General features: G+C 69.0%; 21 protein-coding genes. 16 read left to right on the forward strand and 5 right to left on the reverse strand.

Annotated elements, in window-relative coordinates:
* Positions 1–67: 67 nt before the first annotated feature.
* Both glpK and C1I89_RS28755 read right to left on the reverse strand, forming a co-directional pair.
* Entirely contained in the window at positions 68–1,594 is a 1,527-nt protein-coding gene (gene glpK, locus C1I89_RS28750; protein ID WP_102775694.1) for a glycerol kinase GlpK, read from the reverse strand.
* Positions 1,581–3,035, reverse strand: coding sequence for an MFS transporter (locus tag C1I89_RS28755; protein WP_102775695.1), 1,455 nt, complete (start codon positions 3,033–3,035; stop codon positions 1,581–1,583). Before C1I89_RS28755 ends, glpK begins: the two co-directional genes overlap by 14 nt.
* Positions 3,036–3,132: 97 nt before the next feature.
* On the opposite strand from C1I89_RS28755, the gene C1I89_RS28760 reads away from it, so the two are divergent.
* The 4 genes from C1I89_RS28760 (at position 3,133) to C1I89_RS28775 (ending at position 5,550) form a co-directional block, all read left to right on the forward strand.
* The gene (locus tag C1I89_RS28760) at positions 3,133–3,321 is read left to right on the forward strand and encodes a DUF3460 family protein (RefSeq protein ID WP_102775696.1); all 189 of its coding nucleotides are present in this window, start codon (positions 3,133–3,135) and stop codon (positions 3,319–3,321) included.
* A gap of 16 nt (positions 3,322–3,337) precedes the next feature.
* Complete coding sequence (locus tag C1I89_RS28765; protein WP_102775697.1) at positions 3,338–4,225, forward strand: segregation and condensation protein A; 888 nt, start codon at positions 3,338–3,340, stop codon at positions 4,223–4,225.
* Positions 4,226–4,261: 36 nt separating this feature from the next.
* Positions 4,262–5,116 (forward strand): pantoate--beta-alanine ligase, encoded by an 855-nt coding sequence (panC, locus tag C1I89_RS28770; protein ID WP_102775698.1) that lies wholly within the window; start codon positions 4,262–4,264, stop codon positions 5,114–5,116.
* 110 nt (positions 5,117–5,226) lie between these two features.
* On the forward strand, positions 5,227–5,550 hold the full coding sequence (locus C1I89_RS28775) for a response regulator transcription factor (protein WP_102775699.1): 324 nt from the start codon (positions 5,227–5,229) through the stop codon (positions 5,548–5,550).
* Positions 5,551–5,636: 86 nt separating this feature from the next.
* Here the strand turns inward: C1I89_RS28775 and C1I89_RS28780 are convergent, their stop codons facing one another.
* Positions 5,637–6,419 (reverse strand): copper resistance protein NlpE N-terminal domain-containing protein, encoded by a 783-nt coding sequence (locus C1I89_RS28780; RefSeq protein WP_102775700.1) that lies wholly within the window; start codon positions 6,417–6,419, stop codon positions 5,637–5,639.
* 193 nt (positions 6,420–6,612) lie between these two features.
* Here C1I89_RS28780 and C1I89_RS28785 point away from each other — a divergent pair, with 193 nt between their 5' ends.
* The 7 genes from C1I89_RS28785 to C1I89_RS36045 all read left to right on the forward strand — a co-directional run bounded on the left by C1I89_RS28785 (position 6,613) and on the right by C1I89_RS36045 (position 18,773).
* A complete protein-coding gene (locus C1I89_RS28785; RefSeq protein WP_181391078.1) occupies positions 6,613–7,461 on the forward strand; it encodes a prepilin peptidase in 849 nt (282 codons plus the stop codon).
* Between the two features lie 25 nt (positions 7,462–7,486).
* Positions 7,487–8,134 (forward strand): dephospho-CoA kinase, encoded by a 648-nt coding sequence (gene coaE, locus C1I89_RS28790; protein WP_102775702.1) that lies wholly within the window; start codon positions 7,487–7,489, stop codon positions 8,132–8,134.
* A gap of 42 nt (positions 8,135–8,176) precedes the next feature.
* Complete coding sequence (gene zapD, locus C1I89_RS28795; RefSeq protein WP_102775703.1) at positions 8,177–8,929, forward strand: cell division protein ZapD; 753 nt, start codon at positions 8,177–8,179, stop codon at positions 8,927–8,929.
* A gap of 335 nt (positions 8,930–9,264) precedes the next feature.
* Positions 9,265–10,515, forward strand: a complete 1,251-nt coding sequence (locus tag C1I89_RS28800) for an MdtA/MuxA family multidrug efflux RND transporter periplasmic adaptor subunit (protein ID WP_102775704.1) — start codon at positions 9,265–9,267, stop codon at positions 10,513–10,515.
* A 13-nt stretch (positions 10,516–10,528) separates the two neighbouring features.
* The gene (locus C1I89_RS28805) at positions 10,529–13,627 is read left to right on the forward strand and encodes an MdtB/MuxB family multidrug efflux RND transporter permease subunit (protein ID WP_102775705.1); all 3,099 of its coding nucleotides are present in this window, start codon (positions 10,529–10,531) and stop codon (positions 13,625–13,627) included.
* On the forward strand, positions 13,624–16,737 hold the full coding sequence (locus tag C1I89_RS28810) for a multidrug efflux RND transporter permease subunit (protein WP_102775706.1): 3,114 nt from the start codon (positions 13,624–13,626) through the stop codon (positions 16,735–16,737). The genes C1I89_RS28805 and C1I89_RS28810 overlap by 4 nt, the downstream gene beginning before the upstream one ends.
* Positions 16,734–18,773 (forward strand): efflux transporter outer membrane subunit, encoded by a 2,040-nt coding sequence (locus C1I89_RS36045; protein WP_102775707.1) that lies wholly within the window; start codon positions 16,734–16,736, stop codon positions 18,771–18,773. The genes C1I89_RS28810 and C1I89_RS36045 overlap by 4 nt, the downstream gene beginning before the upstream one ends.
* Positions 18,774–18,787: 14 nt before the next feature.
* On the opposite strand, the gene C1I89_RS28820 is transcribed toward C1I89_RS36045, so the two are convergent.
* Both C1I89_RS28820 and C1I89_RS28825 read right to left on the reverse strand, forming a co-directional pair.
* A complete protein-coding gene (locus C1I89_RS28820) occupies positions 18,788–20,206 on the reverse strand; it encodes an amidase (protein WP_102775708.1) in 1,419 nt (472 codons plus the stop codon).
* A gap of 172 nt (positions 20,207–20,378) precedes the next feature.
* Positions 20,379–21,611: an amino acid ABC transporter substrate-binding protein gene (locus C1I89_RS28825; protein WP_102775709.1), complete on the reverse strand. Its 1,233-nt coding sequence runs from the start codon at positions 21,609–21,611 to the stop codon at positions 20,379–20,381.
* Positions 21,612–21,730: 119 nt separating this feature from the next.
* Here C1I89_RS28825 and C1I89_RS28830 point away from each other — a divergent pair, with 119 nt between their 5' ends.
* The 5 genes from C1I89_RS28830 to C1I89_RS28850 all read left to right on the forward strand — a co-directional run bounded on the left by C1I89_RS28830 (position 21,731) and on the right by C1I89_RS28850 (position 26,090).
* On the forward strand, positions 21,731–22,654 hold the full coding sequence (locus C1I89_RS28830; protein WP_102775710.1) for a LysR family transcriptional regulator: 924 nt from the start codon (positions 21,731–21,733) through the stop codon (positions 22,652–22,654).
* Between the two features lie 88 nt (positions 22,655–22,742).
* Positions 22,743–23,735: a branched-chain amino acid ABC transporter permease gene (locus C1I89_RS28835; protein ID WP_102775711.1), complete on the forward strand. Its 993-nt coding sequence runs from the start codon at positions 22,743–22,745 to the stop codon at positions 23,733–23,735.
* A 10-nt stretch (positions 23,736–23,745) separates the two neighbouring features.
* Entirely contained in the window at positions 23,746–24,627 is an 882-nt protein-coding gene (locus C1I89_RS28840) for a branched-chain amino acid ABC transporter permease (RefSeq protein ID WP_102775712.1), read from the forward strand.
* A 13-nt stretch (positions 24,628–24,640) separates the two neighbouring features.
* A complete protein-coding gene (locus tag C1I89_RS28845) occupies positions 24,641–25,348 on the forward strand; it encodes an ABC transporter ATP-binding protein (protein ID WP_102775713.1) in 708 nt (235 codons plus the stop codon).
* A gap of 1 nt (position 25,349) precedes the next feature.
* Complete coding sequence (locus C1I89_RS28850) at positions 25,350–26,090, forward strand: branched-chain amino acid ABC transporter ATP-binding protein (protein ID WP_102775714.1); 741 nt, start codon at positions 25,350–25,352, stop codon at positions 26,088–26,090.
* Positions 26,091–26,093: the final 3 nt, after the last annotated feature.

Genomic DNA, 26,093 nt, shown 5'->3' on the forward strand with positions numbered 1-26,093 from the left:
CGCGTTCGGTATTTGAGTTCTTGCTTAAGGGCTCTCGCGCTGCACCCATCCTACGCCCCGTCCACGATCAGCCTGGCCCGGCGCTGTTGGACCAGCCCTTGGACAGCTCCACCGCCTGCCGCCAGCGCGCCATCCGCGCTTCGCGCACGGACGCGGGCCAGCTCGGTTCGAACGTGCGTTCGGCCTGCCACTTGGACGCGAATTCGTCCTGGCCGGACCAGAAGCCCACGGCCAGGCCGGCCAGGCCGGCCGCGCCCAGCGCGGTGGATTCGGGCACGCGGGGGCGCACGACCGGCACGCCCAGCAGGTCGGCCTGCATCTGCATCAGCAGGTCGTTGCGGGCCGCGCCGCCGTCGACGCGCAGCTCGGTCAGGGCGATGCCGCTGTCGGCGTTCATGCAGGTCAGCAGTTCGGCGCTTTGCAGGGCGATGGATTCGAGGGTGGCGCGCGCGATGTGGGCGCGGGTGGTGCCGCGGGTCAGGCCCACCAGGGTGCCGCGCGCGTAGGGGTCCCAATGCGGCGCGCCCAGGCCGGCGAAGGCCGGCACCATGAAGACGTCGTCCGTGCTGGACACGCTGGCGGCCAGCGCCTCGATCTCCTCGGAGCGCTGGATGATGCCCAGGCCGTCGCGCAGCCACTGCACCGCCGCGCCGGCCACGAACACCCCGCCTTCGAGCATGTAGGTGGGCTGCCAGCCGCCGCCGTCGCGCGGCAGGCCCCAGCCCACGGTCGACAGCAGGTTGTTGCGCGACTGCACGGGCTGCCCGCCCACGTTCATCAGCATGAAGCAGCCGGTGCCGTAGGTGTTCTTGGCCATGCCCGGCCTGTAGCAGGCCTGGCCGAAGGTGGCGGCCTGCTGGTCGCCCGCCACGCCGGCGATGGGGATGGCGCCGCCCAGCCATTCGGGCAGGGTGTCGCCCACCACGGCGCTGCTGGGGGCGATCCGTGGCAGCACGCTGCGCGGGATCTTGAGCAGCGCCAGGATGTCGTCGCTCCAGTCCTGGGTATGCAGGTCGAACAGCATGGTGCGCGAGGCGTTGCTGGGGTCGGTGCTGTGGACCGCGCCGCCGGTCAGCTGCCACACCAGCCAGGTATCGACGGTGCCGAAGGCCAGTTCGCCGCGCTCGGCGAGCTGGCGCGCGCCGGGCACGTGGTCCAGCAGCCAGGCCAGCTTGGTGCCCGAGAAATAGGCGTCCACCACCAGGCCGGTGCGCGATTGCAGGAAATCGGCGTGGCCGTCCTGGCGCAGCTGGTCGCACATCGGCGCGGTGCGGCGGTCCTGCCAGACGATGGCGCGGGCCAGCGGCCGGCCGGTGGCGCGTTCCCAGATCAGCGTGGTTTCGCGCTGGTTGGTGATGCCGAGGGCGGCGATGTCGGCCGCGGCCGCGCCGGCGTTGCGCAAGGCCTCGCGGGCCACGTCCAGCTGGCTCTGCCAGATTTCGCCGGCGTCGTGCTCGACCCAGCCCGGACGGGGATAGTGCTGGCGGAATTCGCGCTGGCCTACGCCGCGCACCACGCCTTCGCGGTCGAACACGATGGCCCGGGAGCTGGTGGTTCCCTGGTCCAGGGCCAGGACAAATTCATTCGTCGTCACGATTCTTTGCGCCGTTCAGGTGAGCCCCGGCCAGCGGGTCGAGGCGTCCAAATGAGAAGACCGAGGCCATGCACAGCACGCCGATGACGATGAAGCCCGCGACCACGTCCCGTATCGCCAGCGTCTCGGCGCCGCGCAGGGCCATGCTGATGTTCAGCGTGACCGCCGCCACGCCCACGCCCAGGCTGATGCCGAGCTGCTGCGCCATGGCGGCGAAACTGCTGGCGCGGCTCATCTGGGTCGGGGGAATGTCGGCATAGGTTAGCGTATTTACCCCCGTGAACTGCAGCGAGCGGAAAAACCCGCCCACCAGCAGCACGGCGATCATCAGCCAGACCGGCGTGGCGGGCGTGAAGGCGCCGCAGACCACGATGAAAATGCCGGTCAGCAGCGCGTTGACGGTCAATACCCGACGAAATCCGAAGTGCTGCACGATGGGGGTGGCGACGAACTTCATCAGCAGCGCGCCGGCGGCGCTGGCGAAGGTGATCAGCCCGGCCGAGAACGGCGACAGGCCGAAGCCCACCTGCAGCAGCATGGCCAGCAGGAACGGCGTGGCGCCCACGGCGAAGCGGCACAGATTGCCGCCCAGGGTGGCGATGGCGAAGGTCGGTATCCGCATCAGGGACAGATCGATGATGGGATGGGGCGCCCGGCGCGCGTGCCAGCCGTAGAGCAGGCCGCAGGCCAGGCCGGTGGCGATCAGGCCCAGCAGCATGGGCAGCGGCATCACGTCGCGGCCGATCGCCTCGAAGCCGCTGACCAGCGTCGCCAGGCAGATGGCGCTGAGCAGAAAGCCCGGCCAGTCCAGGCGCGGTGCGCCTTCCACGCGGATTTCCTCCACGTAGCGCAGCACCAGGAAAATGCCCAGGATGCCGATGGGAATGTTGATCAGGAAGATCCAGTGCCACGACATATAGGTGACCATGAAGCCGCCCAGCGGCGGCCCGATCACCGGCCCCAGCAGGGCGGGGATGGACAGGAAGGACATGGCCTTGAGCAAGTCCTGCTTGGGCACGGTGCGCAGCAGGATGATGCGCCCCACCGGCACCATCATCGCGCCGGCCATGCCCTGGATGACGCGGGCCGCCACCAGCTGCGGCAGGTCCTGCGACAGGGCGCAGGCCACGGAGCTCAGGGTGAACAGGCCGATGGCCGCCACGAACACGCGCCGCGCGCCGTAGCGGTCGGCCGCCCAGCCGCTGACGGGCACGAACACGGCCACCGACAGCAGGTAGGAGGTGATGGCCACGTTCAGCCGCACCGGGGTCGAGCCCAGGGCCCGCGCCATCGCCGGCAGGGCCGTGGCGACCACCGTGGCGTCCAGCATCTGCATGAACAGCGCGCAGCCGACGATGAAGGGAATCATGCGTGCCGCGCGCATCGCTTCCGGGGTGAGTGAGGGAGCGGGATGGGCGGCGGCGGCGGATTCTGCGGACATGGGCGAGGATACGTAGGGGGCCTCCAGATTGTAACGCCGGGGGAGGGGCCGTCGTGAAGTAAACTCCCCTCATCCGAAACCCACTGAAATTGGCGTCATGGCGACCAACTACGAATCCGAGATCACCCGTTTCCTGAAAGACTACAAGCAGTCGCATCCCGGCACCGAAGAGCGCCAGCGCGAGGGCCGCGCCCGTCTTTGGGACAAACCGCAGGACCCGGAGCTGCTGGAGGCCTTCCGCGCCGGCCGCGTGCCGCAGAAGCCGTACGTATACCAGGCCGACTGAGCCCCTTGCGGCAACCATGGCCCAGAACGCTTTCCCGGGCGACGCCCTGGCCGCGCTAGTGGAACCGCCCGTCGACAGCACCCCCGACACGGTAGACAGCGTGGCGTTCGCGCGCCTGTACGGCGAGCCGCTGTTCCAGATGCCGACCGACCTGTACATCCCCCCGGATGCGCTGGAGGTCTTCCTGGAGGCGTTCGAAGGGCCGCTGGACCTGCTGCTCTACCTGATCCGCAAGCAGAACTTCAACGTGCTGGACATCCCGATGGCGGATGTCACCCGGCAATACCTCTCGTACGTCGAGCAGATCCGCATCCACAACCTGGAGCTGGCCGCCGAATACCTGCTGATGGCGGCGATGCTCATCGAGATCAAGTCGCGCATGCTGCTGCCGGTCAAGAAGACCGACACCGGCGAAGAGCCCGAGGACCCGCGCGCCGAACTGGTGCGCCGCCTGCTCGAATACGAGCAGATGAAGCTGGCGGCCCAGAAGCTCGACCGGATGCCGCAGCTCGGCCGCGACTTCGTCAGCAGCCAGGCGGTGGCCGACCTGAGCGTCGAGCGCATGCTGCCCGAAGTCAGCGTGGACGACCTGCGCGCGGCCTGGGCCGACATCATGAAGCGGGCCAAGCTGAACCAGCACCACCACATCACGCGCGAACAGCTGTCGGTGCGCGACCACATGACGCACATCCTGCGGCGCCTGAACGACGTGCGCTTCATGGAGTTCGGCGACCTCTTCATGGAGCGTATCCGCGAAGGCGCGCCCGCGGCGGTGGTCGTGGTGCATTTCATCGCCATGCTGGAACTGGCCCGCGAATCCCTGCTCGAGATCACGCAGGCGGAACCCTACGCGCCCATCTACGTGCGCCTGGCCTATACCAGCGTGGCGGCGGTCGCGGCCTGAGGCCGGGCTGCGCGTTCCTACTTCCGGAGACTCCCCTTGAAAGTCGTACACACCATCCAGGAATTGCGCGACCACCTGCGCGGACAGAACCGCGTATCGTTCGTGCCCACCATGGGCAACCTGCACGAAGGCCACCTGGCGCTGATGAAGCTCGCGCGCCAGCATGGCGATCCGGTGGTGGCCAGCATCTTCGTCAACCGCCTGCAGTTCGGTCCCAACGAAGACTTCGACCAGTATCCGCGCACGCTGGCCGCCGACATCGAGAAGCTCGAACGCGAGCGCGACGTCTACGTGCTGTTCGCGCCCAACGAGCGCGAAATGTATCCCGAGCCGCAGAATTTCCGCGTGCAGCCGCCCGACGACCTGGGCGACATCCTCGAAGGCGAATTCCGTCCCGGCTTCTTCGCGGGCGTGAGCACCGTGGTGCTGAAGCTGTTTTCCTGCGTGCAGCCGCGCGTGGCCGTGTTCGGCAAGAAGGACTACCAGCAGCTCATGGTGGTGCGCAACATGTGCCGCCAGTTCCAGCTGCCGGTGGAAGTGCTGGCGCACGAAACCGTGCGCGCCGAGGACGGCCTGGCGCTGTCCTCGCGCAACCGCTACCTGAGCGAGGCCGACCGCGCCGAGGCGCCGGCCCTGTACGCCGCCCTGCAGCAGCTGGGCCAGCGCCTGGCCCAGGGCGAGCGCGACGCCGCCGCGCTGGAGCGCGAAGCCATCGACGGCCTGACCCGGCGCGGCTGGCAGGTGGACTACGTGGCGCTGCGCCGCCAGCGCGACCTGAAGCGCCCCGAAGCCGCCGACCTGCAGGCCGGCGAGCCGGTGGTGGCGCTGGCCGCCGCCAAACTCGGCGCCACCCGCCTGATCGACAATCTGGAACTGGTCTACACGGCCTGAGGCCCGGGCAGGGGGGGCGTTTATGTCCACCCTGACAGAATTGCCAGCTTCCGGCGGCTGGCGCGGCGGGGCAGACTCGATGCAAATCTACTTTGCAGGAGACAAGCCCCATGCAGCCCCGCCCCGACCTGGACGACGTCCTCGCCACCCTGACGCCGCGCGAACGCCAGATCGTCGCCTACGTGGCGGCGGGCAGCCCGAACAAGGTCATCGCCATCGACCTGGGCATTTCGCTGCGCACCGTCGAAGCCCATCGCGCCCGCATCTTCACCAAGCTCCGCGCCCGCAACGCCATGCAACTGGCCTGCCGGCTGTGCGCCCACCGGCGTTCGGGCGCCTCGCCCGTGCCGCTCATGCCGGAGGGCGATCCGCACGGCGGGGCCGTCACCCTGCATGAACAGCCCTCGCCCCGATACGCGCCGGCCAAGCCATGATGCCTGCGCGCCCAAAAACATCGGGCCCGGCGAACGAGGCGTTCGCCGGGCCCGATGCCAGGCATGGATTCAAGCGCCCGGAGCGCTCAGGGGCACTTGGGCGCGGCGGCCTTGGCCAGCTCGTCGATGGGGTCCAGGTCCGGCTGGCGGGTCAGGTTGTAGTTCAGGTTCGGCGTCTGGCCGGCGATGGAGCGCACGCGCAGCACGTTGTTGGCGGCCACCACGAATTCGACGCGGGCGTTGCCCTGGCCGTCCATCAGGATGACGCGCGGCGGGCGTTCGTCGGTGGCGTCCCAGCAGCCTTGTTCGGCCACCGGCTGGCCCTTCTGCGGATCGTTCTCCAGGTAGGCGGTGCGGCCGCGCCAGCGGCCGTTGGGCGCCAGCGTCAGCGTCACGCGCTGCGCCGTGCACTGCATGACGGGCGAGAAGCACGGCAGCGTGCCCATGTAGGTCTGGGGTTGCGGCACCAGGCTGTGCGCGGCGGCATTGGGCGCCGGCGCGGGCGCGGCCGCGGCGGTCGCTGCGCCGGCGCTACCGCCGCCGCCCTCGGCGTGCTCGGGTACGGTCTGGCCGTCTTCGGTGGTTTCCGCGCCTGCCGCGGCCGCTTGCTGGGCCTGGTTTTGCGGCTTGCGGGCATCCGGCTTGAGCGCGATCTGCACCTGCGAAGGCGCGCGGATCACGGTGCGGTAGCCGGCGCCGGAGCCCTGGTACTGCGCGTCGGTCACGGTGCTTTCCGCGGGCGGGTCGTAATAGCCCTCGGTCTTCTGCTGGGCGCAGCCCGCCGCGCCTATGGCGGTGCCCGCCAGCAGCAGCCCCATGACGCTTAGTTTGCGGGAGCGGGTAACAATGTTGTCGACGCGCGCGGTCATGGCAGCTTATCCGTGAATTGAGTCTGTCTCCGATTTTACGCACTTATGCGAAGATTCGATACGTTGCCCTAGCCGCTCCTGGGTGTATTCCGCACTTTATGCACAAATTACGACATGGCCGCCGCCGGCCGGTTCTACATCGCGTCCCGGGCCCGATCGCGCACGCCGCCGGCGCGCGCTTCGGATGACGGCGATGCGCTACGTCTTCGACCTGCCCCCGGGCCTGTTCATCGTCCTGGCGGCGCTGGCGGGCCTGGCCGTGGGCAACTGGCTGACGCTGCTGACGCACCGGCTGCCGCGCATGATGGAGCAGGAGTGGCAGGCGCACTGCCAGGAGGCGGCCGGCCAGGCGCGCACCGAAAGCCGCTACGGCCTGTGGTCGCCGGCGTCGCACTGCCCGGCCTGCGCCGCGCCGGTGACGGGCTGGCGCCGTGCGCCGCTGCTGGGCTGGCTGCTGCTGCGCGGACGCTGCGCCGCCTGCGGAACCGCGATAGGCTGGCGCTACCCGGCCATCGAACTGCTGACCTGCGCGCTGTTCGCCGCCTGCGCCTGGCGCTTCGGCGCCACGCCGCTGGCGCTGTGCGCGATGGGCCTGTCGGCCACGCTGGTGGCGCTGGCCTGGATCGATTTCGAATCGACGCTGCTGCCCGATGCGCTGACGCAGCCGCTGCTGTGGGCGGGCCTGCTGGCCAATCTGTTCGACGCCTACACCAGCGTGCAGATGGCGGTGGCCGGCGCGGTCGCGGGCTACGTGTTCCTGTGGGTTATCTTTCATATATTCCGCCTGCTGACCGGGCGCGAAGGCATGGGCCACGGCGACTTCAAGCTGCTGGCCGCCCTGGGCGCATGGTTCGGCATCGAGACCCTGCCGATGCTGCTGCTGGGCGCGTCGCTGCTGGGCGTGCTGATCGGCGGCGCGCTGACGCTCGCCGGACGCGCCAGCCGCGGACAGCCGCTGCCCTTCGGCCCTTATCTGGCGCTGGCCGGCATCGTGACGCTGCTGGCGGGCGGGCCGCAGGGGCTGTGGCAATGGCTGGGCTAGTACGCGACACGATGGGACGAGCGGCATGTACAAGATAGGACTGACTGGCGGTATCGGATCGGGCAAGACCCGCGTGGCGGACATGCTTGCGCAGTGGGGCGCGTCGGTGGTCGACACCGACGAGATCGCGCACACGCTGACCGCGCCGCAGGGCGCGGCCATGCCGGCGATCGAACGCGAATTCGGCCCGCGGGCGCTGACGGCCGACGGCGCGCTGGACCGCGCATGGATGCGCGAGCAGGCGTTCTCCGATCCGCAGGTGCGGCTGCGGCTGGAAGCCATCATGCATCCGGCCATCGGCCAGGAGACCGAACGCCAGGCCGCCGCGGCCGCCGGATCGTATCTGGTCTTCGTCGTGCCCTTGCTGGTGGAGTCGCTGCCGCGCTGGCGCGCGCGCCTGGATCGCATCTGCGTGGTGGATTGCGATCCCGAGACGCAGGTGGCCCGCGTGCGCGCGCGCAGCGGGCTGACGGAGCCAGCCATCAGGCGTATCATGGCAGCACAGGCTGCGCGCGCAAGCCGGCTGGAAGCCGCCGACGACGTCATCGTCAACGATGGCGCCACCACGCCCGAGCAACTGCGCGCGCAGGCGAAGACCCTGCACGACCGCTGGCTGGCGCTGGCGGGCACGACAGACCGGCAAGCCCTGGGCCAGGCCGGCACCCCTGAATAACATTGGCCTGCCGGCCAACCACAGATGGGCCTGTAAAAAAGCGTGATTGTTTACGAATATCCCTTCAACGAGCGTATCCGCGCTTATCTGCGGCTGGAATTCCTGTTCGACAGGTTGTTCTTCTTTGCACGCGAAGGGGATTCACGACTGCACCAGGTCGCCGTCACCGCCTTGTTCGATCTGCTCGACGCCTGCGAACGCACCGACGTCAAGGGCGCCTTGCTGCAGGACCTGGAACGCCAGCGCCTGGCGCTGGTCGGCCTGCGCGACCATCCCGGCGTGGCGCAGGACGCGTTGGAATCCATGCTGCGCGAAATGGAAAAGGTCACCGGCGCGCTGGCCGTGCCCGGCAAGACCGGCCAGCCCCTGCGCGAGAACGAATGGCTCACCAGCCTGCGTGGGCGGCTGTCCATGCCCGGCAACGCCACGCAGGTCGACATGCCTTCGTATTTCGCCTGGCAGAACAAGCCCGAGTCGGCCCGCTGCGCCGACCTGCAATCCTGGATCGCGCCCTTCATTCCCCTCTACGACGGCCTGACCCTGGCGCTGCGCCTGCTGCGCGAATCCGGCCGCAAGACCGACATCGTGGCCGAGCAGGGCGCCTACCAGCAGATGCTGGGCGGCAAGCAGTTCCAGCTGCTGCGCGTGTGGGTGGACCCCGCCCACGGCGTATTTCCCGAGATCAGCGCCAATAAGTACATGATCTGGATACGTTTTTCCACGCAGGATGGCGAATTCAAGCCCCAGCAGGTGGCCCGCGACGTGGGGTTCCAGATGACGTTGTGCAACTCGTAGGATGGGTAAAGCGCGAGCGCATCTGAGCAAGAACCCGGCTCTCCAGCGCGCGACACCCATCAGGCGGCGCCAGCCGCCGCTTTTCGTGGCAAGAGACAAACACCCGGCTGCCGCCGGCCGATGGGTGTCGCGCGATGGGCAATTGAGTTCTTGCCCAAGAATTCTCGCGCTACACCCATCCTGCGCAGGACCCACGTAGCCCCCCAGTACGCAGGAGGGACCCACCCACCCCCCCCATTACCTGTTGCGGGGAGTTTCAACCGCCGCTCCCGGTGCTGGACTACGCGATGGTCTAGTAGACAATACGGCTTTCCCTGCCCGCGTCTGCAACGTACATGCCTGAAAGCCGTCCCGTTTCTCCGCCCGCCCATAGGTCCCGCCGCCGCCTGGCCGTGCTGGCGCTGTTGCTGCTTGCCGGGGCCGGCATCGCCTGGCTGCTGCTACGGCCAGCGGCCAAGCCGGCGGGCGGGGGCCGTCCGCCCGGGGCGGCGATGGCGAACATGGCGGTGCCGGTGCGCATCGCCACCGCCGTCCGGCAGGACATCGACATTTTCCTGAAGTCGCTGGGCACGGTGACGGCCTACAACACGGTCACCGTGCGCAGCCGGGTCAGCGGCGAGCTGGTCGAGGTGGCCTTCCAGGAAGGCCAGCGCGTGAAGGCCGGCGACCTGCTGGCGCAGGTGGACCCGCGCGCCTTCCAGGTGGCGCTGGACCAGGCGCGCGGCACGCAGATGCAGAACCTGGCGCAGCTGGAGAACGCGCGCCGCGACCTGCAGCGCTACCAGGCCCTGTACAAGCAGGATTCCATCGCCAAGCAGCAGGTCGACACGCAGGCGGCGCTGGTGCGGCAGTACGAGGGCACGGTCAAGAGCGACCAGGCCAACGTCGACAACGCCCGGCTGCAGCTGGACTACGCGCGCATCACCGCGCCCATCGACGGCCGTCTGGGCCTGCGCCAGGTGGACCGCGGCAATCTGGTGTCCAGCTCGGACACCAACGGGCTGGTGGTGATCACCCAGACCCAGCCGATTTCCGTGGTGTTCACGCTGCCCGAGACCCAGCTGCCCGAGGTGCGCGCCGAACTCGCCGCCGGCCGCAAGCTGGCCGTGGACGCCTACGACCGCGCCGACACCCGCCGCATCGCCACGGGCCAGCTGGAAACCCTGGACAACCAGATCGACGTGACCACCGGCACCCTCAAGCTCAAGGCCCGCTTCGACAACACCGACGACGCGCTGTTTCCCAACCAGTTCGTCAACGTGCGGCTGCACGTGCTGACGCGCAAGGACGTCACCGCCGTGCCCACCGCCGCCATCCAGCAGGGTTCGGCCGGCGCCTTCGTATTCCTGGTGCAGCAGGACAACACGGTGCTGGTGCGCCAGGTGAAGCTGGGCGCGATCAACAACGGCATGGTGGCGGTCAACGAGGGCCTGCAGCCCGGCGACCGGGTGGTGGTCGAAGGCACCGACCGCCTGCGCGCCGGCGCCAAGGTGGAAGTGGTGGGCGACGCCGGCGTGATTCCGGCCCCGCGCGACAAGTCGCTGGGCGCGGGCGCGCCGGCCGGCACCACGCCGCCGTCGAAATAGACCGGGAAACGCCGTGAGTCCGTCGCGCCTGTTCATCCTGCGTCCGGTGGCCACCACGCTGTCGATGGTGGCCATCCTGATCGCCGGCTTCATCGCCTACCGGCTGCTGCCCGTCTCGGCCCTGCCGGAAGTGGACTATCCGACCATACAGGTGGTGACGCTGTACCCCGGCGCCAGCCCCGACGTGATGACCTCGCTGGTCACCTCGCCATTGGAGCGGCAGTTCGGGCAGATGCCGGGCCTGAACCAGATGTCGTCGACCAGTTCGGGCGGCGCCTCGGTCATCACGCTGCAATTCAATCTCACCCTGCCGTTGGACGTGGCCGAGCAGGAAGTGCAGGCGGCCATCAACGCCGCCTCCAACCTGCTGCCCGGCGACCTGCCGGTGCCGCCGACCTACAACAAGGTCAACCCGGCCGACGCGGCGGTGCTGACCCTGGCGATCACCTCGCCCACCATGCCGCTGCCGCAGGTGCGCGACCTGGTCGACACGCGGGTCGCGCAGAAGCTGTCGCAGATCTCCGGCGTGGGCCTGGTCAGCGTGGCGGGCGGGCAGCGGCCCGCGGTGCGGGTGCAGGTCAATCCGCAGGCGCTGGCGGCCAACGGGCTGTCGCTGTCGGACCTGCGCACGGCCATCGTCGGCGCCAACGTGAACCAGCCCAAGGGCAACCTGGACGGCCCGCTGCGCTCGACCACCATCAACGCCAACGACCAGCTCAAGACGCCCACCGACTACAACGACCTGATCATCGCCTACCAGAACAACGCGCCACTGCGCCTGTCGGACGTGGCGCGCGCGGTCGAGGGCGCCGAAGACGTGCGGCAGGCGGCCTGGGCCGGCGACAAGCCCGCCATCCTGCTGAACATCCAGCGCCAGCCGGGCGCCAACGTGATCGAGGTGGTCGACCGCATCCAGGCGCTGCTGCCGCAGCTGCGGGCTGCCCTGCCGGCCACGCTGGACGTGAGCGTGGTGTCCGACCGCACCCAGACCATTCGCGACTCGGTCGCCGACGTGCAGTTCGAAATGCTGCTGGCGGTGGCGCTGGTGGTCATGGTGACCTTCGTGTTCCTGCGCAGCCTCACGGCCACGCTGATTCCCAGCGTGGTGGTGCCGCTGTCGCTGGTCGGCACCTTCGGCGTCATGTACCTGGCCGGATTCTCGGTCAACAACCTGACCCTGATGGCGCTGACCATCGCCACCGGCTTCGTGGTGGACGACGCCATCGTCATGATCGAGAACATCGCCCGCCATCTCGAAGAGGGCGAGACGCCGCTGCAGGCCGCGCTCAAGGGCGCGGCGCAGATCGGCTTCACGCTGATATCGCTGACGTTCTCGCTGATCGCGGTGCTGATCCCGCTGCTCTTCATGACCGAGGTGGTGGGACGGCTGTTCCGCGAGTTCGCGATCACGCTGGCCGTGTCCATCCTGATCTCGCTGGTGGTGTCGCTGAGCCTGACGCCCATGATGTGCGCGCGCCTGCTGCGCGCCGAGTCGGCGCAGAAGCACGGGCGCTTCCATCGCGCCACGGGCGCCTTCATCGACCGCGTCATCGCCGGCTACGACCGCTGGCTGCAGGTCGTGCTGCGGCACCAGCCGCTGACGCTGCTGGTGGCGCTGGCGACCTTCGCGCTGACGGTGCTGCTGTACCTGGCGATCCCCAAGGGCTTTTTCCCGCAGCAGGACACCGGCCTGATCCAGGCCATCACCCAGGCGCCGCAGTCGATTTCGTTCAAGGCCATGGCCGAGCGCCAGCAGGCCGCCGCGCGCCTGGTGCTGGAAGATCCCGACGTGCAGGCCGTGTCCTCCTTCATCGGCGTGGACGGCAGCAACGCCACGCTCAGCGCCGGACGCCTGCAGATCGCGCTCAAGCCGCATGCCGAGCGCGACGGCGACCTGCGCACGGTGATGGCGCGCCTGGACCGGGCGCTGGCCGCGCAGGACGGTCTCACGGTCTATATGCAGCCGGTGCAGGACCTGACCATCGAAGACCGGGTCAGTCGCACGCAGTACCAGATGACGCTGTCCAATCCGGACCTGAAGGTGCTGAGCGAATGGACGCCCAGGCTGGTCGAGCGCCTGCGCCAGGTGCCCGAACTCAAGGACGTGACCGACGACCTGCAGGACGAAGGCCTGCAGGCCTGGGTCGAGATCGACCGCGATGCGGCCTCGCGCCTGGGCATCACGGCCGCCGTGATCGACGAGGCGCTGTACAACGCCTTCGGCCAGCGCCTGATCTCCACGATCTTCACGCAGTCCAACCAGTACCGCGTGGTGCTGGAAGTGCAGCCGCAGTTCCAGACGACGCCGTCCTCGCTGGGGCAGATCCGCGTGCCCACCGCCTCGGGCGGGCAGGTGCCGCTGTCGTCGGTGGCGCGGATCACCGAAGGGCGCACGGTGCTGGCCGTGAACCGGCTGGACCAGTTCCCCATGGTGACGGTGTCGTTCAACTTGGCGCCGGGCGCCTCGCTGTCCGGCGCGGTCGAGGCCATTACCGCGGCCGAGGCCGACATCGGCATGCCCACCGGCGTCGAGACGCGCTTCCAGGGCGCGGCGCTGGCGTTCCAGAATTCGCTGTCGAGCACGCTGTGGCTGATCCTGGCCGCGGTGGTCACCATGTACATCGTGCTGGGCGTGCTGTACGAAAGCTACATCCATCCCATCACCATCCTGTCGACCCTGCCGTCGGCCGGGGTCGGGGCGCTGCTGGCGCTGCTCATCAGCGGCACCGAGCTCGACATGATCGGGATCATCGGCATCATCCTGCTGATCGGCATCGTGAAGAAAAACGCCATCATGATGATCGACTTCGCGCTGGACGCCGAGCGCAAGCGCGGCCTGACCCCGCTGGCGGCCATCCATGAGGCGGCGCTGCTGCGCTTCCGTCCGATCCTGATGACCACGCTGGCCGCGCTGTTCGGCGCGTTGCCGCTGATGCTGTCGTCCGGCACCGGCGCCGAGCTGCGCCAGCCGCTGGGCCTGGTGATGGTGGGCGGGCTGCTGCTGTCGCAGGTGCTGACGCTCTTCACCACGCCGGTGATCTACCTGATGTTCGACCGCATGTCGCGCCGCTGGCGCGGGGCGCGCGCCGCCGCGGCGGAGGATGCGTCGTGATCCTGTCGGCGCCCTTCATCGTCCGGCCGGTGGCGACCACGCTGCTGAGCCTGGCGGTCGTGCTGGCGGGCCTGCTGTGCTACTTCCTGCTGCCGGTGGCGCCGCTGCCGCAGGTGGACATCCCCACCATCTCGGTGTCGGCCAGCCTGCCCGGGGCCAGTCCCGAGACCATGGCCTCCAGCGTGGCCACGCCGCTGGAACGCTCGCTGGGCAGCATCGCCGGCGTCACCGAGATGACCTCCCGCAGCTCGCAGGGCTCCACCCGCATCACGCTGCAGTTCGATCTCTCGCGCGACATCAACGGCGCGGCCCGCGACGTGCAGGCCGCCATCAACGCGGCGCGCTCGCTGCTGCCGACCGGTCTGCGCAGCAATCCCACGTACCACAAGTCCAATCCCTCGGACGCGCCCATCATGACGCTGGCGCTGACCTCGGACACGCTCAGCCAGGGGCAGCTCTACGACATCGCCTCGACCATCGTGGCGCAGAAGCTGTCGCAGGTGGAGGGCGTGGGCGAGGTGACGGTGGGCGGCAGTTCGCTGCCGGCGGTGCGCGTCACGGTGCTGCCGGGGGCGCTGGCCAACCGCGGCGTGTCGCTCGACGAATTGCGCGCGGCCCTGGCCAACGCCAACGCCAACCGGCCCAAGGGCGTGCTGGAGAACGACCGCTACCACTGGCAGATCATGGCCAGCGACCAGCTCAGCCGCGCCGAGCAGTACCGGCCGCTGATCGTGGCCTGGCGCGACGGCGCGCCGGTGCGCGTGTCGGACGTGGCCAAGGTGGAGGACTCGGTCGAGGACCTGTACCAGACCGGCTTCTACAACCACAGCAAGGCCATCCTGATGATCGTGCGGCGCCAGGCCGACGCCAACATCATGGAGACGGTGGACGCGGTGCGCGCCCAGCTGCCGGTGCTGCAGGCCCTGATGCCGGCCGACGCCAACATGTCCGTGGCGCAGGACCGCACGCCCAGCATCCGCGCCTCGCTGCACGAGGCCGAATTGACGCTGATCATCGCGGTGGGCCTGGTGGTGCTGGTGGTGCTGCTGTTCCTGCGGCGCTGGCGCGCGGCCCTGATCCCCAGCGTGGCGGTGCCGGTGTCGCTGATCGGCACCTTCTGCATCATGTATCTCAGCGGCTTCACCCTCAACACGATTTCGCTGATGGCGCTGATCGTGGCCACCGGCTTCGTGGTCGACGACGCCATCGTGGTGCTGGAGAACATCATGCGCCACGTCGAGCGCGGCATGTCGCCCATGCGCGCGGCGCTGCGCGGCTCGCGCGAGGTCGGCTTCACGGTGCTGTCGATGAGCCTGTCGCTGGTGGCGGTGTTCATACCCATCCTGCTGATGGGCGGCGTGGTCGGGCGCTTTTTCCGCGAGTTCGCCGTGACGCTGTCGGCCGCCATCCTGGTGTCGCTGGTGGTGTCGCTGACCCTCACGCCGATGATGTGCGCGCGCCTGCTGCAAAACGAACCGCGCGAGCCGCGTCCGCCCGGCAGGCTGGCGCGCTGGGCCGAGCGCGGCTTCGAGGCCATGCTCGGCGGCTATCGCCGTACGCTCGGCTGGGCGCTGGCGCACGGCCGCCTGATGATGCTGACCCTGGCCATCGCGGTGGGGCTGAACGTCTACCTGTACACGGTGGTGCCCAAGGGCTTCTTCCCGCAGCAGGACACCGGCCAGCTGCTGGGCTTTTTCCGGGTCGACCAGGGCACCTCGTTTCAGGCCACCGTGCCCAAGCTGGAGGCGCTGCGCAAGGTGGTGCTGGCCGATCCGGCGGTGCAGAGCATGACCGGCTACGCCGGCGGGCGCGGCGGCAGCAACAGCAGCTTCATGCAGATCCAGCTCAAGCCGCTGGAGGAGCGCAAGGTCTCGGCCGACTTGGTCATCAACCGGCTGCGCGGCAAGCTGCAGAACATGCCGGGCGCGCGCATGTTCCTGGTGTCGCAGCAGGACATCCGCATCGGCGGACGCCAGAGCCAGGGTTCGTACGACTACACGCTGATGTCGGGCGACCTGCAATTGCTGCGCACCTGGATGCCCAGGGTGCAGCAGGCCATGGCCAAAATTCCCGAAATCACCGACGTGGACGCCGACGTGGAGGACAAGGGCCGCCAGATCGACCTGGTGATAGACCGCGACGCGGCGACCCGGCTGGGCGTCAGCATGTCCGCCATCTCCACGGTGCTGAACAACTCGTTCAGCCAGCGCCAGGTCTCGGTGATGTACGGGCCGCTGAACCAGTACCACGTGGTGCTGGGCGTGGACCCCAAGTTCGCGCAGGACATCGAATCGCTCAGGCAGGTCGAGGTGATCACGGCGGCCGGCGCGCGCGTGCCGCTGTCGGCCTTCACCCGGCTGGAGAACACCAACGCGCCGCTCAGCGTGCAGCACCAGGGGCTGTTCGTGGCCGACACCATTTCGTTCAGCCTGGCGCCGGGCGTTTCGCTGGGCCAGGCGACCGCGGCCATCGACGCGGCGGTCGCGCGCATCGGCCTGCCGTCGGATCAGATCCAGGCGGGCTTCCAGGGCACCGCCGCGGCCCTGCAGCAGACGCTGGCGCAGCAGCCCTGGCTGATCCTGGCGGCGCTGGTCACCATGTACATCGTGCTGGGCATTCTGTACGAGAGCTTCGTGCATCCGCTGACCATTCTGTCCACGCTGCCGTCGGCCGGGCTGGGCGCGCTGCTGGCCCTGCTGCTGCTGCGTTACGACTTCACGCTGATCGCGCTGATCGGGGTCTTCCTGCTGATCGGCATCGTCAAGAAGAACGCCATCATGATGGTGGACTTCGCGCTGGAGGCGGAACGCAGCCAGGGCATGAGCCCGCGCGACGCGATCTTCCAGGCCTGTCTGACGCGCTTTCGCCCCATCATGATGACGACCATGGCCGCCATCTTCGGCGCGCTGCCGCTGGTGCTGGCCACCGGCGCCGGCGTCGAGATGCGCCAGCCGCTGGGCATCACCATCGTCGGCGGCCTGGTGCTGAGCCAGATCCTCACGCTGTACACCACGCCCGTGGTCTATCTTTACCTGGACCGTTTCCGCCTGTGGGCCGCGCGCGGACGCGCCCGCCGCGATGGATCGGCCGCCTCCATAGAACAAACATGATGCGCAACGCCAAGCTGTCCGTGAATCGCCTTCTTCCCCGCGGCGCCGCCGCGGCCGCGCTGTGCGCGCTGCTGGGCGCCTGTGCCGTCGGTCCCGACTACCAGCGTCCGGCGCTGGACGTGGGCGCGGCCTACAAGGAAGGCCAGGTCCAGGTCGACGGCTGGAAGCCCGCCCGTCCGCGCGACGAGGCCGAGCGCGGCCAGTGGTGGCGGGTCTACGACGATCCCGTGCTGGACGATCTGGTCGCGCGCCTGAACGCGTCGAACCAGACCATCGCGCAGGCCGAGGCCAACTACCGGCAGGCGCTGGGGCTGGTGCGCGGCGCGCGCGCCGGCTTCTTCCCGACCGTGGGCGCGGGCGCCGGCATGAGCCGCTCGGGCAGCGGCGGCGGGCAGGGCGGCGCGACCTCCGCCTCCGGCGGCAACGTGTCCAACCAGTATTCGCTGACCGGCAGCGTCAGTTGGGAGGCGGACCTGTGGGGGCGGGTGCGGCGCAGCGTCGAATCCTCGGAAGCCAGCGCCGCGGCCAGCCTGGCCGACCTGGGCGCCACGCGCCTGAGCGCGCAGGCCGCGCTGGTGCAGTCCTACCTGCAGCTGCGGGTGCTGGACGAACAGAAACGCCTGCTCGACGCCACCGTGGCGGCCTACGAGAAATCGCTGCAGCTGACCCAGAACCGCTATGCCGTGGGCGTGGCCGGCCAGGCCGACGTGGCCGTGGCGCGCACGCAGTTGGAAAGCACGCGCGCGCAGTCCATCGACCTGGACTGGCAGCGCGGCCTGCTCGAGCACGCCATCGCCGTGCTCATGGGCCAGGCGCCGTCGCAGTTCAGCCTGGCGCCGGCCGTGTTCACGCTGCGCCTGCCGCAGATCCCGGTGGGCCTGCCGTCCGAACTGCTGGAGCGCCGCCCCGACGTGGCGGCGGCGGAACGCCGCGCCGCGGCCGCCAACGCCCAGATCGGCGTGGCGCAGGCCGCCTGGTTCCCCACGCTGACGCTGTCGGCCGACGGGGGATTTCGCAACGGCCAGTTCGCCGAGCTGCTGACCGCGCCGGCGCGCTTCTGGTCGCTGGGACCGGNGGCCGACCTGGGCGCCACGCGCCTGAGCGCGCAGGCCGCGCTGGTGCAGTCCTACCTGCAGCTGCGGGTGCTGGACGAACAGAAACGCCTGCTCGACGCCACCGTGGCGGCCTACGAGAAATCGCTGCAGCTGACCCAGAACCGCTATGCCGTGGGCGTGGCCGGCCAGGCCGACGTGGCCGTGGCGCGCACGCAGTTGGAAAGCACGCGCGCGCAGTCCATCGACCTGGACTGGCAGCGCGGCCTGCTCGAGCACGCCATCGCCGTGCTCATGGGCCAGGCGCCGTCGCAGTTCAGCCTGGCGCCGGCCGTGTTCACGCTGCGCCTGCCGCAGATCCCGGTGGGCCTGCCGTCCGAACTGCTGGAGCGCCGCCCCGACGTGGCGGCGGCGGAACGCCGCGCCGCGGCCGCCAACGCCCAGATCGGCGTGGCGCAGGCCGCCTGGTTCCCCACGCTGACGCTGTCGGCCGACGGGGGATTTCGCAACGGCCAGTTCGCCGAGCTGCTGACCGCGCCGGCGCGCTTCTGGTCGCTGGGACCGGCGCTGGCGCTGACCATCTTCGACGGCGGCGCGCGCCAGGCGCAGGTCGAACAGGCCCGCGCATCCTACGACGCCCAGGCCGCGGCCTACCGGCAGACGGCGCTGACCGGCCTGCGCGAGGTCGAGGATTATCTGATCCAGCTGCGCGTCATGGAGCAGGAGCAGGCCGTGCAGCGCCGCGCGCTGGAAGCGGCGCGCGAATCGCTGCGGCTGATACAGAATCAATACCAGGCGGGCCTGGTGGATTACCTCAGCGTGGCCGTGGTGGACGCCACCGCGCTGGGCAGCGAGCGCAACGCGCTGAGCCTGCTGGGCAACCGCCTGGCCGCCAGCGTCAACCTGATCGTGGCGCTGGGCGGCGGCTGGGAGCCGCAGCCGGCCGTCGCCCAGGCGCGGGATGCCGCGCCCGCGGCCGACTAGCGCGGCAACGGCGGCTACAGCCCGATCGCGGCGAGGCCGGGCCGGCGCAGGTGCCAGTCGGTCTGCGCCTGGAACGCCATGCCGATGCGGCCCAGCGCGCCTTCCCCGTTGGGCTTGCCCAGCAACTGCACGCCGATGGGCAGGCCGTCCGCGGTGAATCCCGCGGGCAGCGCCAGGCCCGAGGCGTTGACGTAGTTGCCGGGCCGGGTGAAGGCCGCCAGCGGCGTGGCGGCCTCGTCCACTTCCTCCAGCGGGCAGGCGGCGAAGGGCAGGCAGGGCGCCAGCAGCGCGTCGTAATCGCGCATCCAGTTGCGCCAGTCCTCGCAGGCGGCGGCGTGGGCCTGTAGCGCGCAGATGTAGTCGGCGGCGCTCACGTGCTTGCCGGCCAGCACCCGCGAGCGCACGTGAGGGCCCAGGGGCAGGTTCCCGTCCTCGATGTAGTCGCGATGCTGCGCATAGGCTTCGGCGGCGATGATCTGGCCGTTGCGCAGCATCATGTCGTGGAAATCGAAGGGGAAGGGCGCCTCGACCAGGTCCGCGCCCAGGCCCGCCAGCACGCGCCGCATGTCGTCCAGGGCGCCTTGCACGGCCGCGTCCACCGCGATCGGATATTGCGCCGGCGGCATGAGCGCGATGCGCATGCCGCGCAGCGGCTGCGCGCCCGCGGCCGGTTCATGGAAGCGGAAGGCCGGCACGCCCTGCGTCACGGGATCGCGCGGATCGGGGCCGGACAGGGCCTGGGTCAACAGCAGCGCATCGCGCGTGTCACGCGTGAGCGGGCCGATGGAGTCCAGCGTGTGCGACAGCGCCACCGAGCCGTGCAGGCTGATGAGTCCGCGCGTGGTCTTCAGGCCGGTGATGCCATTGAGCGCAGCCGGAATCCGCACCGAGCCGCCGGTGTCGGAGCCCAGCGCGGCCGGCGCCAGGCCCGCGGCCACCGCCACGCCCGAGCCGCTGGACGAGCCGCCGGGTATGCGGGCGCGGGCCAGGTCCCAGGGATTGCGCGGCGTGCCCATCACGGGATTCGTGCCCCAGCCGCCGAAGGCGAACTCCACCATGTGCGTCTTGCCCAGCACCACCATGCCGGCGTCGACCAGCCGCGTCACCGCCGTGGCGGTGACCGCGCTGCGGCGCTGCGTCCACGCCTGCGAGCCGGCCGTGGTGACCTGGCCTTCGATGTCGCACAGGTCTTTCACGGCCACGGGCAGGCCGTCCAGCGGACCGAGCAGCCCGTAGCCCGCGCGGCGCCGCGCGTCGGCGGCCTCGGCCAGCTTGAGCGCGCCTTCGCGGTCGACGCTGACGTAGGCGCCCAGCGCCGGATTGGCGCGGTCGATGCGGTCCAGGTAAAGCCGCGCCAGTTCCACCGAGCTATAGCGGCCCGCGGCCAGCCCGCGCGCCAGTTCGCCCAGCGTGGCAAATGCGATGTCAGACATGTTTTCCTCAGAAGATGGACGAGCGGCACGCACCCGTACCGCCCGCAAAAACGTGCAACGCCAATGTTCAACTGCCCTCGCCCCAAGCGGGGACACCGCCAGATCCGGCTCCGCCGGTCTGCAGGTGTCGCCCCCCTGGGGGGGCGCGCGTAAGCGCGTAGGGGGGGGACCTCTACCTCGCCTTCCAGTCAGGAGCCGGGTAAACCGGCTTCTGCGTGGCGACGTCCGCCGGCCACACCGGCACCATGCCCTTGCCGGGCAGCAGCTGCACCACGGGGAAGGGCATCAGGAGCTGCTTGCCCGTGTCGTCGATGGCGTACGGACCGGCCATGACGGTGAGCTTGCCGGACAGGTCCAGCGAGGCCTTCTTGAGCGCGGCGGCGTCGGTGCCGCCGGCCTTCTTCACGATTTCCTCGGTCAGCGCGCCCGCGCCGTAGGCCAGCGCGGTCTGGAAGTCGGGCGGGAACTCGGCCTTGGGGAACTTGCGGTCATAGGCCGCGGCGAACTGCTCGCGCGTCATGCCAGCGTTGACGTTCCAGTTGATGGCGGGGTGGTAGTTGGTGTGGCTGTAGATGTAGTTGGTGTCCGCGCCGATGGCCTGGAACTGCGGCGTGGATGCATAGACCATGAAGACATACGGGAAGTTGATGTCCAGCTGCTTCATCTGGCGCGTCATGCTGATGAGGTCGCCTTCGTACGAGGTCGGCACCAGCGCCTCGGCGCCGGCCGCGCGGGCCTTCTGCAGGATGGTGCTGAAATCCTTCTGGCCCTTGGGATACTTCTCGAACAGCACCACCTCCATGCCGTTCTTGGTTGCCTGTTCGCGGCCGCCTTCGGCCAGGCCGGCGGGAAACGGTTCGTCCGAATACAGCAGCGCCACCTTCTTCACGCCCTGTCTGGCGGCCAGCTCCATGTTGGCGCGCAGCATGGCCGAGACCGGCATCTGCGTGCCGGACACCATGTTCTTGAAGCCCTGCTTGTAGAGATCGTCGCTGGCGGCCGACCAGACCATCATGTATTTGCCCAGGCGTTCGGTCACGGTGGCGGCCGCGGCCGTCAGCGTGGAGCCGAAGGGCGCGAACACCAGATCCACTTTTTCATCGACAATCAGGCGTTCGTAAACACGGGTCACCATCTGCTTGTCGCTGCGGTCGTCCAGCTTGACCAGTTCTACCGGGTATTTCTTGCCGTTGAGTTCGATGCCGCCACGGCGGTTGACGTCGTCGACCCACAGCTCCACGCCGCGCACGCCGGATTGCGAGGCCAGCGCGAAGCTGCCGGTGGACGACACGGTCATGCCCACCCGGATCTTGTCCGAGGTCTGGGCGGCGGCGAGGGAGGGCGTCAGGGCGGCCAGGGCCAGGGCCACGGCCGGTAAGCGGAACAGCCAGGATTTCGCGAACATGGGTTGTCTCCTATCGTTTTTGGACGTGGGCCCTGTCTCCCGCGCAGCTTGAGCGCCAGGCCCGGTGTTGGGCAATAATTGCCCAACACCCGAGAAAGCGTATAACAAATAGGCATGGAGTGCACGCCTTGAATAAATTGAACTACCGGCAGACCGAAATGCTTTGGGCCATCGTGATGGCCGGGTCGATCAGCGGCGCTGCGCGCCTGTTGAACATTTCGCAGCCGGCGGTCAGCCGGATGCTGGCGCAGACCGAGAAATCCCTGGGGCTCACGCTGTTCGAGCGGGTGCGCGGGCGGCTGCGGCCGACGCCGCAGGTGCACAGCCTGTTCGAGGAGATCGAAAAGACCCAGCGCATGATGCAGCGCGTCAACGATCTGGCCGACGCGCTGTCCGAGCACGGCACCGGCGTGCTGCGGCTGGCTTCCATCCCCAGCCTGGCGCAGTTCCTGGTGCCGCGCGCCGTGGCGCGTTTCCAACAGCGCCATCCCGAGCTGCTGCTGCGGCTGAACACCAGCGCGCTGCCCAGCCTGATCACCGAGGTGCTGCAGGGCGAGGCGGAGCTGGGGCTGGTGGTCATGCAGGCGGATCATCCTTTCCTGACGTCCGAGCTGCTGCACGTGGGGCGCATGGTGGCGGCGATCCCGAAATCGCACCCGCTTGCCGGGCGCAGCCTGGTCAGCCTGGCCGACCTTTCCCCGCATCCGCACATCGTGGTGGGCACGCGCATGCCCTTCGGCATGCTGGTGCTGGGGGCGTTCGAGCAGGCCGGGCTGCCGTGCAATATGTGCGCGGACGTGCCCTGGAGCCAGCTGGCCTGCGCCCTGGTCAATGCCGGCGTGGGCATCGCCATCGTGGACGAATTCACCGTCATGCAGAACACCATGCCCGACGTGGTGATCGTGCCGCTGGCCGAGCGCATCCCGCTGAATATCTCGGCCGTCTACGCCAGCGGCCGCGAGCCCTCGGCGATCGCCGTGGAGTTCATCAAGGGGCTGCGCCAGGTGCTGGCGGAGGCCTTTCCGGCCGAAAATCAGGGTTAATACTTAACCTAAAGTTATGGTTGTGTAGGCCATAATCTCCTCCAAAGAAATCGGCCGTCCAGCCCGGACAGGCCCGGAGGAAGACACCATGAGCAGCAGTCCCGCCCTGGCGGCGGGCGCGGCTTCGCATCGCGCGCAGGATCAGCGCGCGGTGCGATTGCGCACCCGCATCGCAATCACCGTCTTTGTCGCGCTGACCGCCATCCTGGCCGCGATCCCGCTGGCGACCTCGAACATCTCGTTCGCGTTCTACCTGATGCTGTGGATCACCATGGCCAGCGCCATGAACATCTGCGTGGGCTTCACCGGCTACCTGCCTTTTGGCTATGTGGTGTTCTACGGGGTGGGCTCGTACGCCACCGGCATCTGCTACAAGATCCTGGGCTGGCCGATCCTGCCCTCGCTGCTGGCGGCCGGCGGCGTGGGCCTGGCGATCGCGCTGCTGCTGGCGCCCACGCTGCGCCTGCGCGGGGTGTACTTCGGCATCGTCAGCCTGGCGCTGGCCACCATCGTCAAGCTGGTCATCTCCAACCTGCCGCAGTCCTTCACCGGCGGCAGCATGGGCATCATCCTGTCCAACGCCAACAATCCCTCGCACAGCTACTACGCCATGCTGATCGTCATGGGCGCCACGCTGGCCACCGTGACGTGGCTGTCGGCCTCGCGCCTGGGCCGCGCGCTCAAGGCGATCCGCGACGACGACGGCGCCGCCGCCTGCGTCGGCATCCACGTGCCCAATACGCGGCTGAAGGCCTGGCTGCTGGCGGCGCTGTTTCCGGCCCTGGCCGGCGGCATCGAGGCCTGGTACACGAACGTGGTGGACCCGGAGTACGCCTTCCACGTGCTGATCACGGCCAAGAGCATCATCTACGCCATGGCCGGCGGCTTCGGCACCATCCTCGGGCCGGTGGTCGGCACCCTGGCGCTGCTGGGCATCGACCACATGATCTGGCAGAAATTCCCGGTGGTGAACCTGCTGCTGCTGGGCCTGATCATCGTGCTGCTGATGCTGTTCCTGCCGCGCGGCATCGTCGGCAGCCTGATCAAGCGCAAGCCGCAACTGCGCCGCTACATCGCCTGAGGAGGCCGCCATGACCGGACTGATAATCCAGGGCCTAATGAACGGCCTGATCCTGGGGGCCATCTACGGCCTGATCGGCGTGGGCCTGAACGTGGTGTTCGGCGTGCTGCGCGTGGTGAACTTCGCGCACGGCGAATTCCTGGTGCTGGGCGCCTATTTCGCCTACTACCTGATGGAGTACGCCGGCATCAATCCGCTGCTGGCGCTGCCGCTGGCCTTCGCCGCCTTCTTCCTGGCGGGCTACCTGCTGTACTTCGTGCTGATCCCGCGGCTGAACAAGGCGGACGATCCCGAGATCAGCTCGCTGCTGCTGATGTTCGGCGTGTCCATCATGCTGGGCGCGCTGATGCTGCTGGCCTTCGACGCCGACGCGCGTTCGCTGCCGTACGAGATCGATCCGGTGTTCCTGAAGTTCGGGCCGGTGCTGATTCCCACCGTGCGCCTGCTGGCGCTGGTCATCGCGCTGGCCATCATCGGCGGCCTGACCGTGTTCCTGTACCGCAGCCAGGTGGGCAAGGCGCTGCGCGCCATCATCATGAACCGCGACGCGGTGCGCATCGTGGGCATCAACGCCGAGCGCCTGTCCGGCGTGGCCTTCGGCCTGGGCGTGGGCCTGGCCGCGGCCAGCGGCGTGCTGGTGGCGATGGTGTTCCCGGCGTTCTCGCCCTTCATGGGCAACGACTACACGCTGATCGGCTTCATCGTCATCGTGCTGGGCGGCCTGGGCCATCCGGTGGGGGCGCTGGTGGGCGCGCTGCTGTACGGCATCACGGAGCAGGTGTCGGTGGTGTTCTTCAACCCGTCCATCGCGACCATCTGCGGCTTCGCGCTGATGGTGGCGATGATCTTCGTCAAGCCCAGCGGCCTGTTCGGCCGCCAGGCGCTGCGCTGAACGGGAGCCGTACATGTTGAAAGTCACGAATCTGAAGAAGCGCTTCGGCGGTCTGGTGGCCCTGCAAGGGGTGGACCTGCACGTGCCGCGCGGCTCCATCCTGGGCGTCATCGGCATGAACGGGTCGGGCAAGACCACCTTGCTCAACTGTATCAACGGCATCTACACGCCGGACGAAGGCCGTATCGAGCTGGAGGGCCGGGACATCGCCGGCCGCCAGATCCACGAGGTGGCGAGGCTGGGAGTCGGGCGCACCTTCCAGGTGCCGCGCATCTTCCGCCAGCTCAGCCTGCTGGACAACCTGGACGTGGCGCAGCAGCAGGCCGGCCGCAGCGCCGACGAGCGCTATGCGCTGTCGGAGTACTGGCTGCACAAGGTGGAGCTGCACCGGCTGCGGCACAACTATGCCGAGGAGCTGTCCGGCGGGCAGCAGAAGCTGGTGGAGCTGGCGCGCATCATGGTGGCGCGGCCCAAGGTCGTGCTGCTGGACGAGCCGTTCGCGGGCGTGAACCCGGCGCTGGCCGAGCTGCTGATTTCGGTGATCCGCGAGCTGCCGACCGAGCATGACTGCTCGGTGGTGCTGGTGTCGCACGACCTGACGTCGATCTACCAGCTGTCGCACCACATCATCGTGATGAACGAAGGCGCGATCCTGTGCGAGGGCGACGCGGACCGCGTGCGCACCGATCCGCGGGTCGTCGAAGCCTATCTGGGAGCCTGACATGAGCACGCCTATCATCGCGCTGGAGGACGTGACGGTCGCCTATCACGGCGACATCACGATCCTGAACCGCATCAACGTGCAGGCGCGCGCGGGCAAGGTCACGGGCGTGATCGGACCCAACGGCGCGGGCAAGTCCACGGTGCTCAAGACGCTGTTCGGCTTTCTGCCGCCGCGCACGGGCCGCATCGTGCTGCGCGGACAGGACATCAGCGCGCAGCCCTCGCATGAACGCGCCGGCCACGGCGTGGCGTTCGTGCCGCAGCACCGCAGCCTGTTCGGGGACCTGTCGGTGCACGACAACCTGCTGCTGGGTTGCTGGCCGTTCCGGCGCGACAAGGCGCGGGTGCGCCAGCGGATCGATTCGGTCTATGACCGCTTTCCGATCCTGGCGCAGAAGCGCAACGATCCCGTGTCGAGCATGAGCGGCGGTCAGCAGCGTTTCGTGGAATTCGGGCGGGCCCTGCTGATCGAGCCTTCGGTGATCCTGCTGGACGAGCCCACGGCGATGCTGGCGCCCAAGATTTCCAAGGAGATCTACGGCTTGATCCGCGGGTTCGCCGACGAGGGGATGACGGTGGTGCTGGTGGACCAGAACGTGCGGCGCTGCGCGGAGGTGGCCGACTATATGTACATCCTGGAGCTGGGGCGCAACAAGGCCGAGGGCGGGCGCGAGTCTTTCGAGGACGGCGGCGGCCTGCGGGAGATGGTCGCGTCCTGGATGGATTACAGGATCGATTGACGC

This window comes from Achromobacter pulmonis (genome assembly GCF_002885955.2).
Lineage (GTDB): Bacteria > Pseudomonadota > Gammaproteobacteria > Burkholderiales > Burkholderiaceae_B > Achromobacter > Achromobacter pulmonis_A.

Bases quoted from the DNA above. Each gene is read 5' to 3' on its own strand.
- C1I89_RS28755 (WP_102775695.1), bottom strand. From the start codon at position 3,035: ATGTCCGCAGAATCCGCCGCCGCCGCCCATCCCGCTCCCTCACTCACC.
- C1I89_RS28760 (WP_102775696.1), top strand. From the start codon at position 3,133: ATGGCGACCAACTACGAATCCGAGATCACCCGTTTCCTGAAAGACTAC.
- C1I89_RS28765 (WP_102775697.1), top strand. From the start codon at position 3,338: ATGGCCCAGAACGCTTTCCCGGGCGACGCCCTGGCCGCGCTAGTGGAA.
- C1I89_RS28775 (WP_102775699.1), top strand. From the start codon at position 5,227: ATGCAGCCCCGCCCCGACCTGGACGACGTCCTCGCCACCCTGACGCCG.
- C1I89_RS28780 (WP_102775700.1), bottom strand. From the start codon at position 6,419: ATGACCGCGCGCGTCGACAACATTGTTACCCGCTCCCGCAAACTAAGC.
- C1I89_RS28785 (WP_181391078.1), top strand. From the start codon at position 6,613: ATGCGCTACGTCTTCGACCTGCCCCCGGGCCTGTTCATCGTCCTGGCG.
- coaE (WP_102775702.1), top strand. From the start codon at position 7,487: ATGTACAAGATAGGACTGACTGGCGGTATCGGATCGGGCAAGACCCGC.
- C1I89_RS28800 (WP_102775704.1), top strand. From the start codon at position 9,265: ATGCCTGAAAGCCGTCCCGTTTCTCCGCCCGCCCATAGGTCCCGCCGC.
- C1I89_RS28820 (WP_102775708.1), bottom strand. From the start codon at position 20,206: ATGTCTGACATCGCATTTGCCACGCTGGGCGAACTGGCGCGCGGGCTG.
- C1I89_RS28825 (WP_102775709.1), bottom strand. From the start codon at position 21,611: ATGTTCGCGAAATCCTGGCTGTTCCGCTTACCGGCCGTGGCCCTGGCC.
- C1I89_RS28835 (WP_102775711.1), top strand. From the start codon at position 22,743: ATGAGCAGCAGTCCCGCCCTGGCGGCGGGCGCGGCTTCGCATCGCGCG.
- C1I89_RS28840 (WP_102775712.1), top strand. From the start codon at position 23,746: ATGACCGGACTGATAATCCAGGGCCTAATGAACGGCCTGATCCTGGGG.
- C1I89_RS28845 (WP_102775713.1), top strand. From the start codon at position 24,641: ATGTTGAAAGTCACGAATCTGAAGAAGCGCTTCGGCGGTCTGGTGGCC.
- C1I89_RS28850 (WP_102775714.1), top strand. From the start codon at position 25,350: ATGAGCACGCCTATCATCGCGCTGGAGGACGTGACGGTCGCCTATCAC.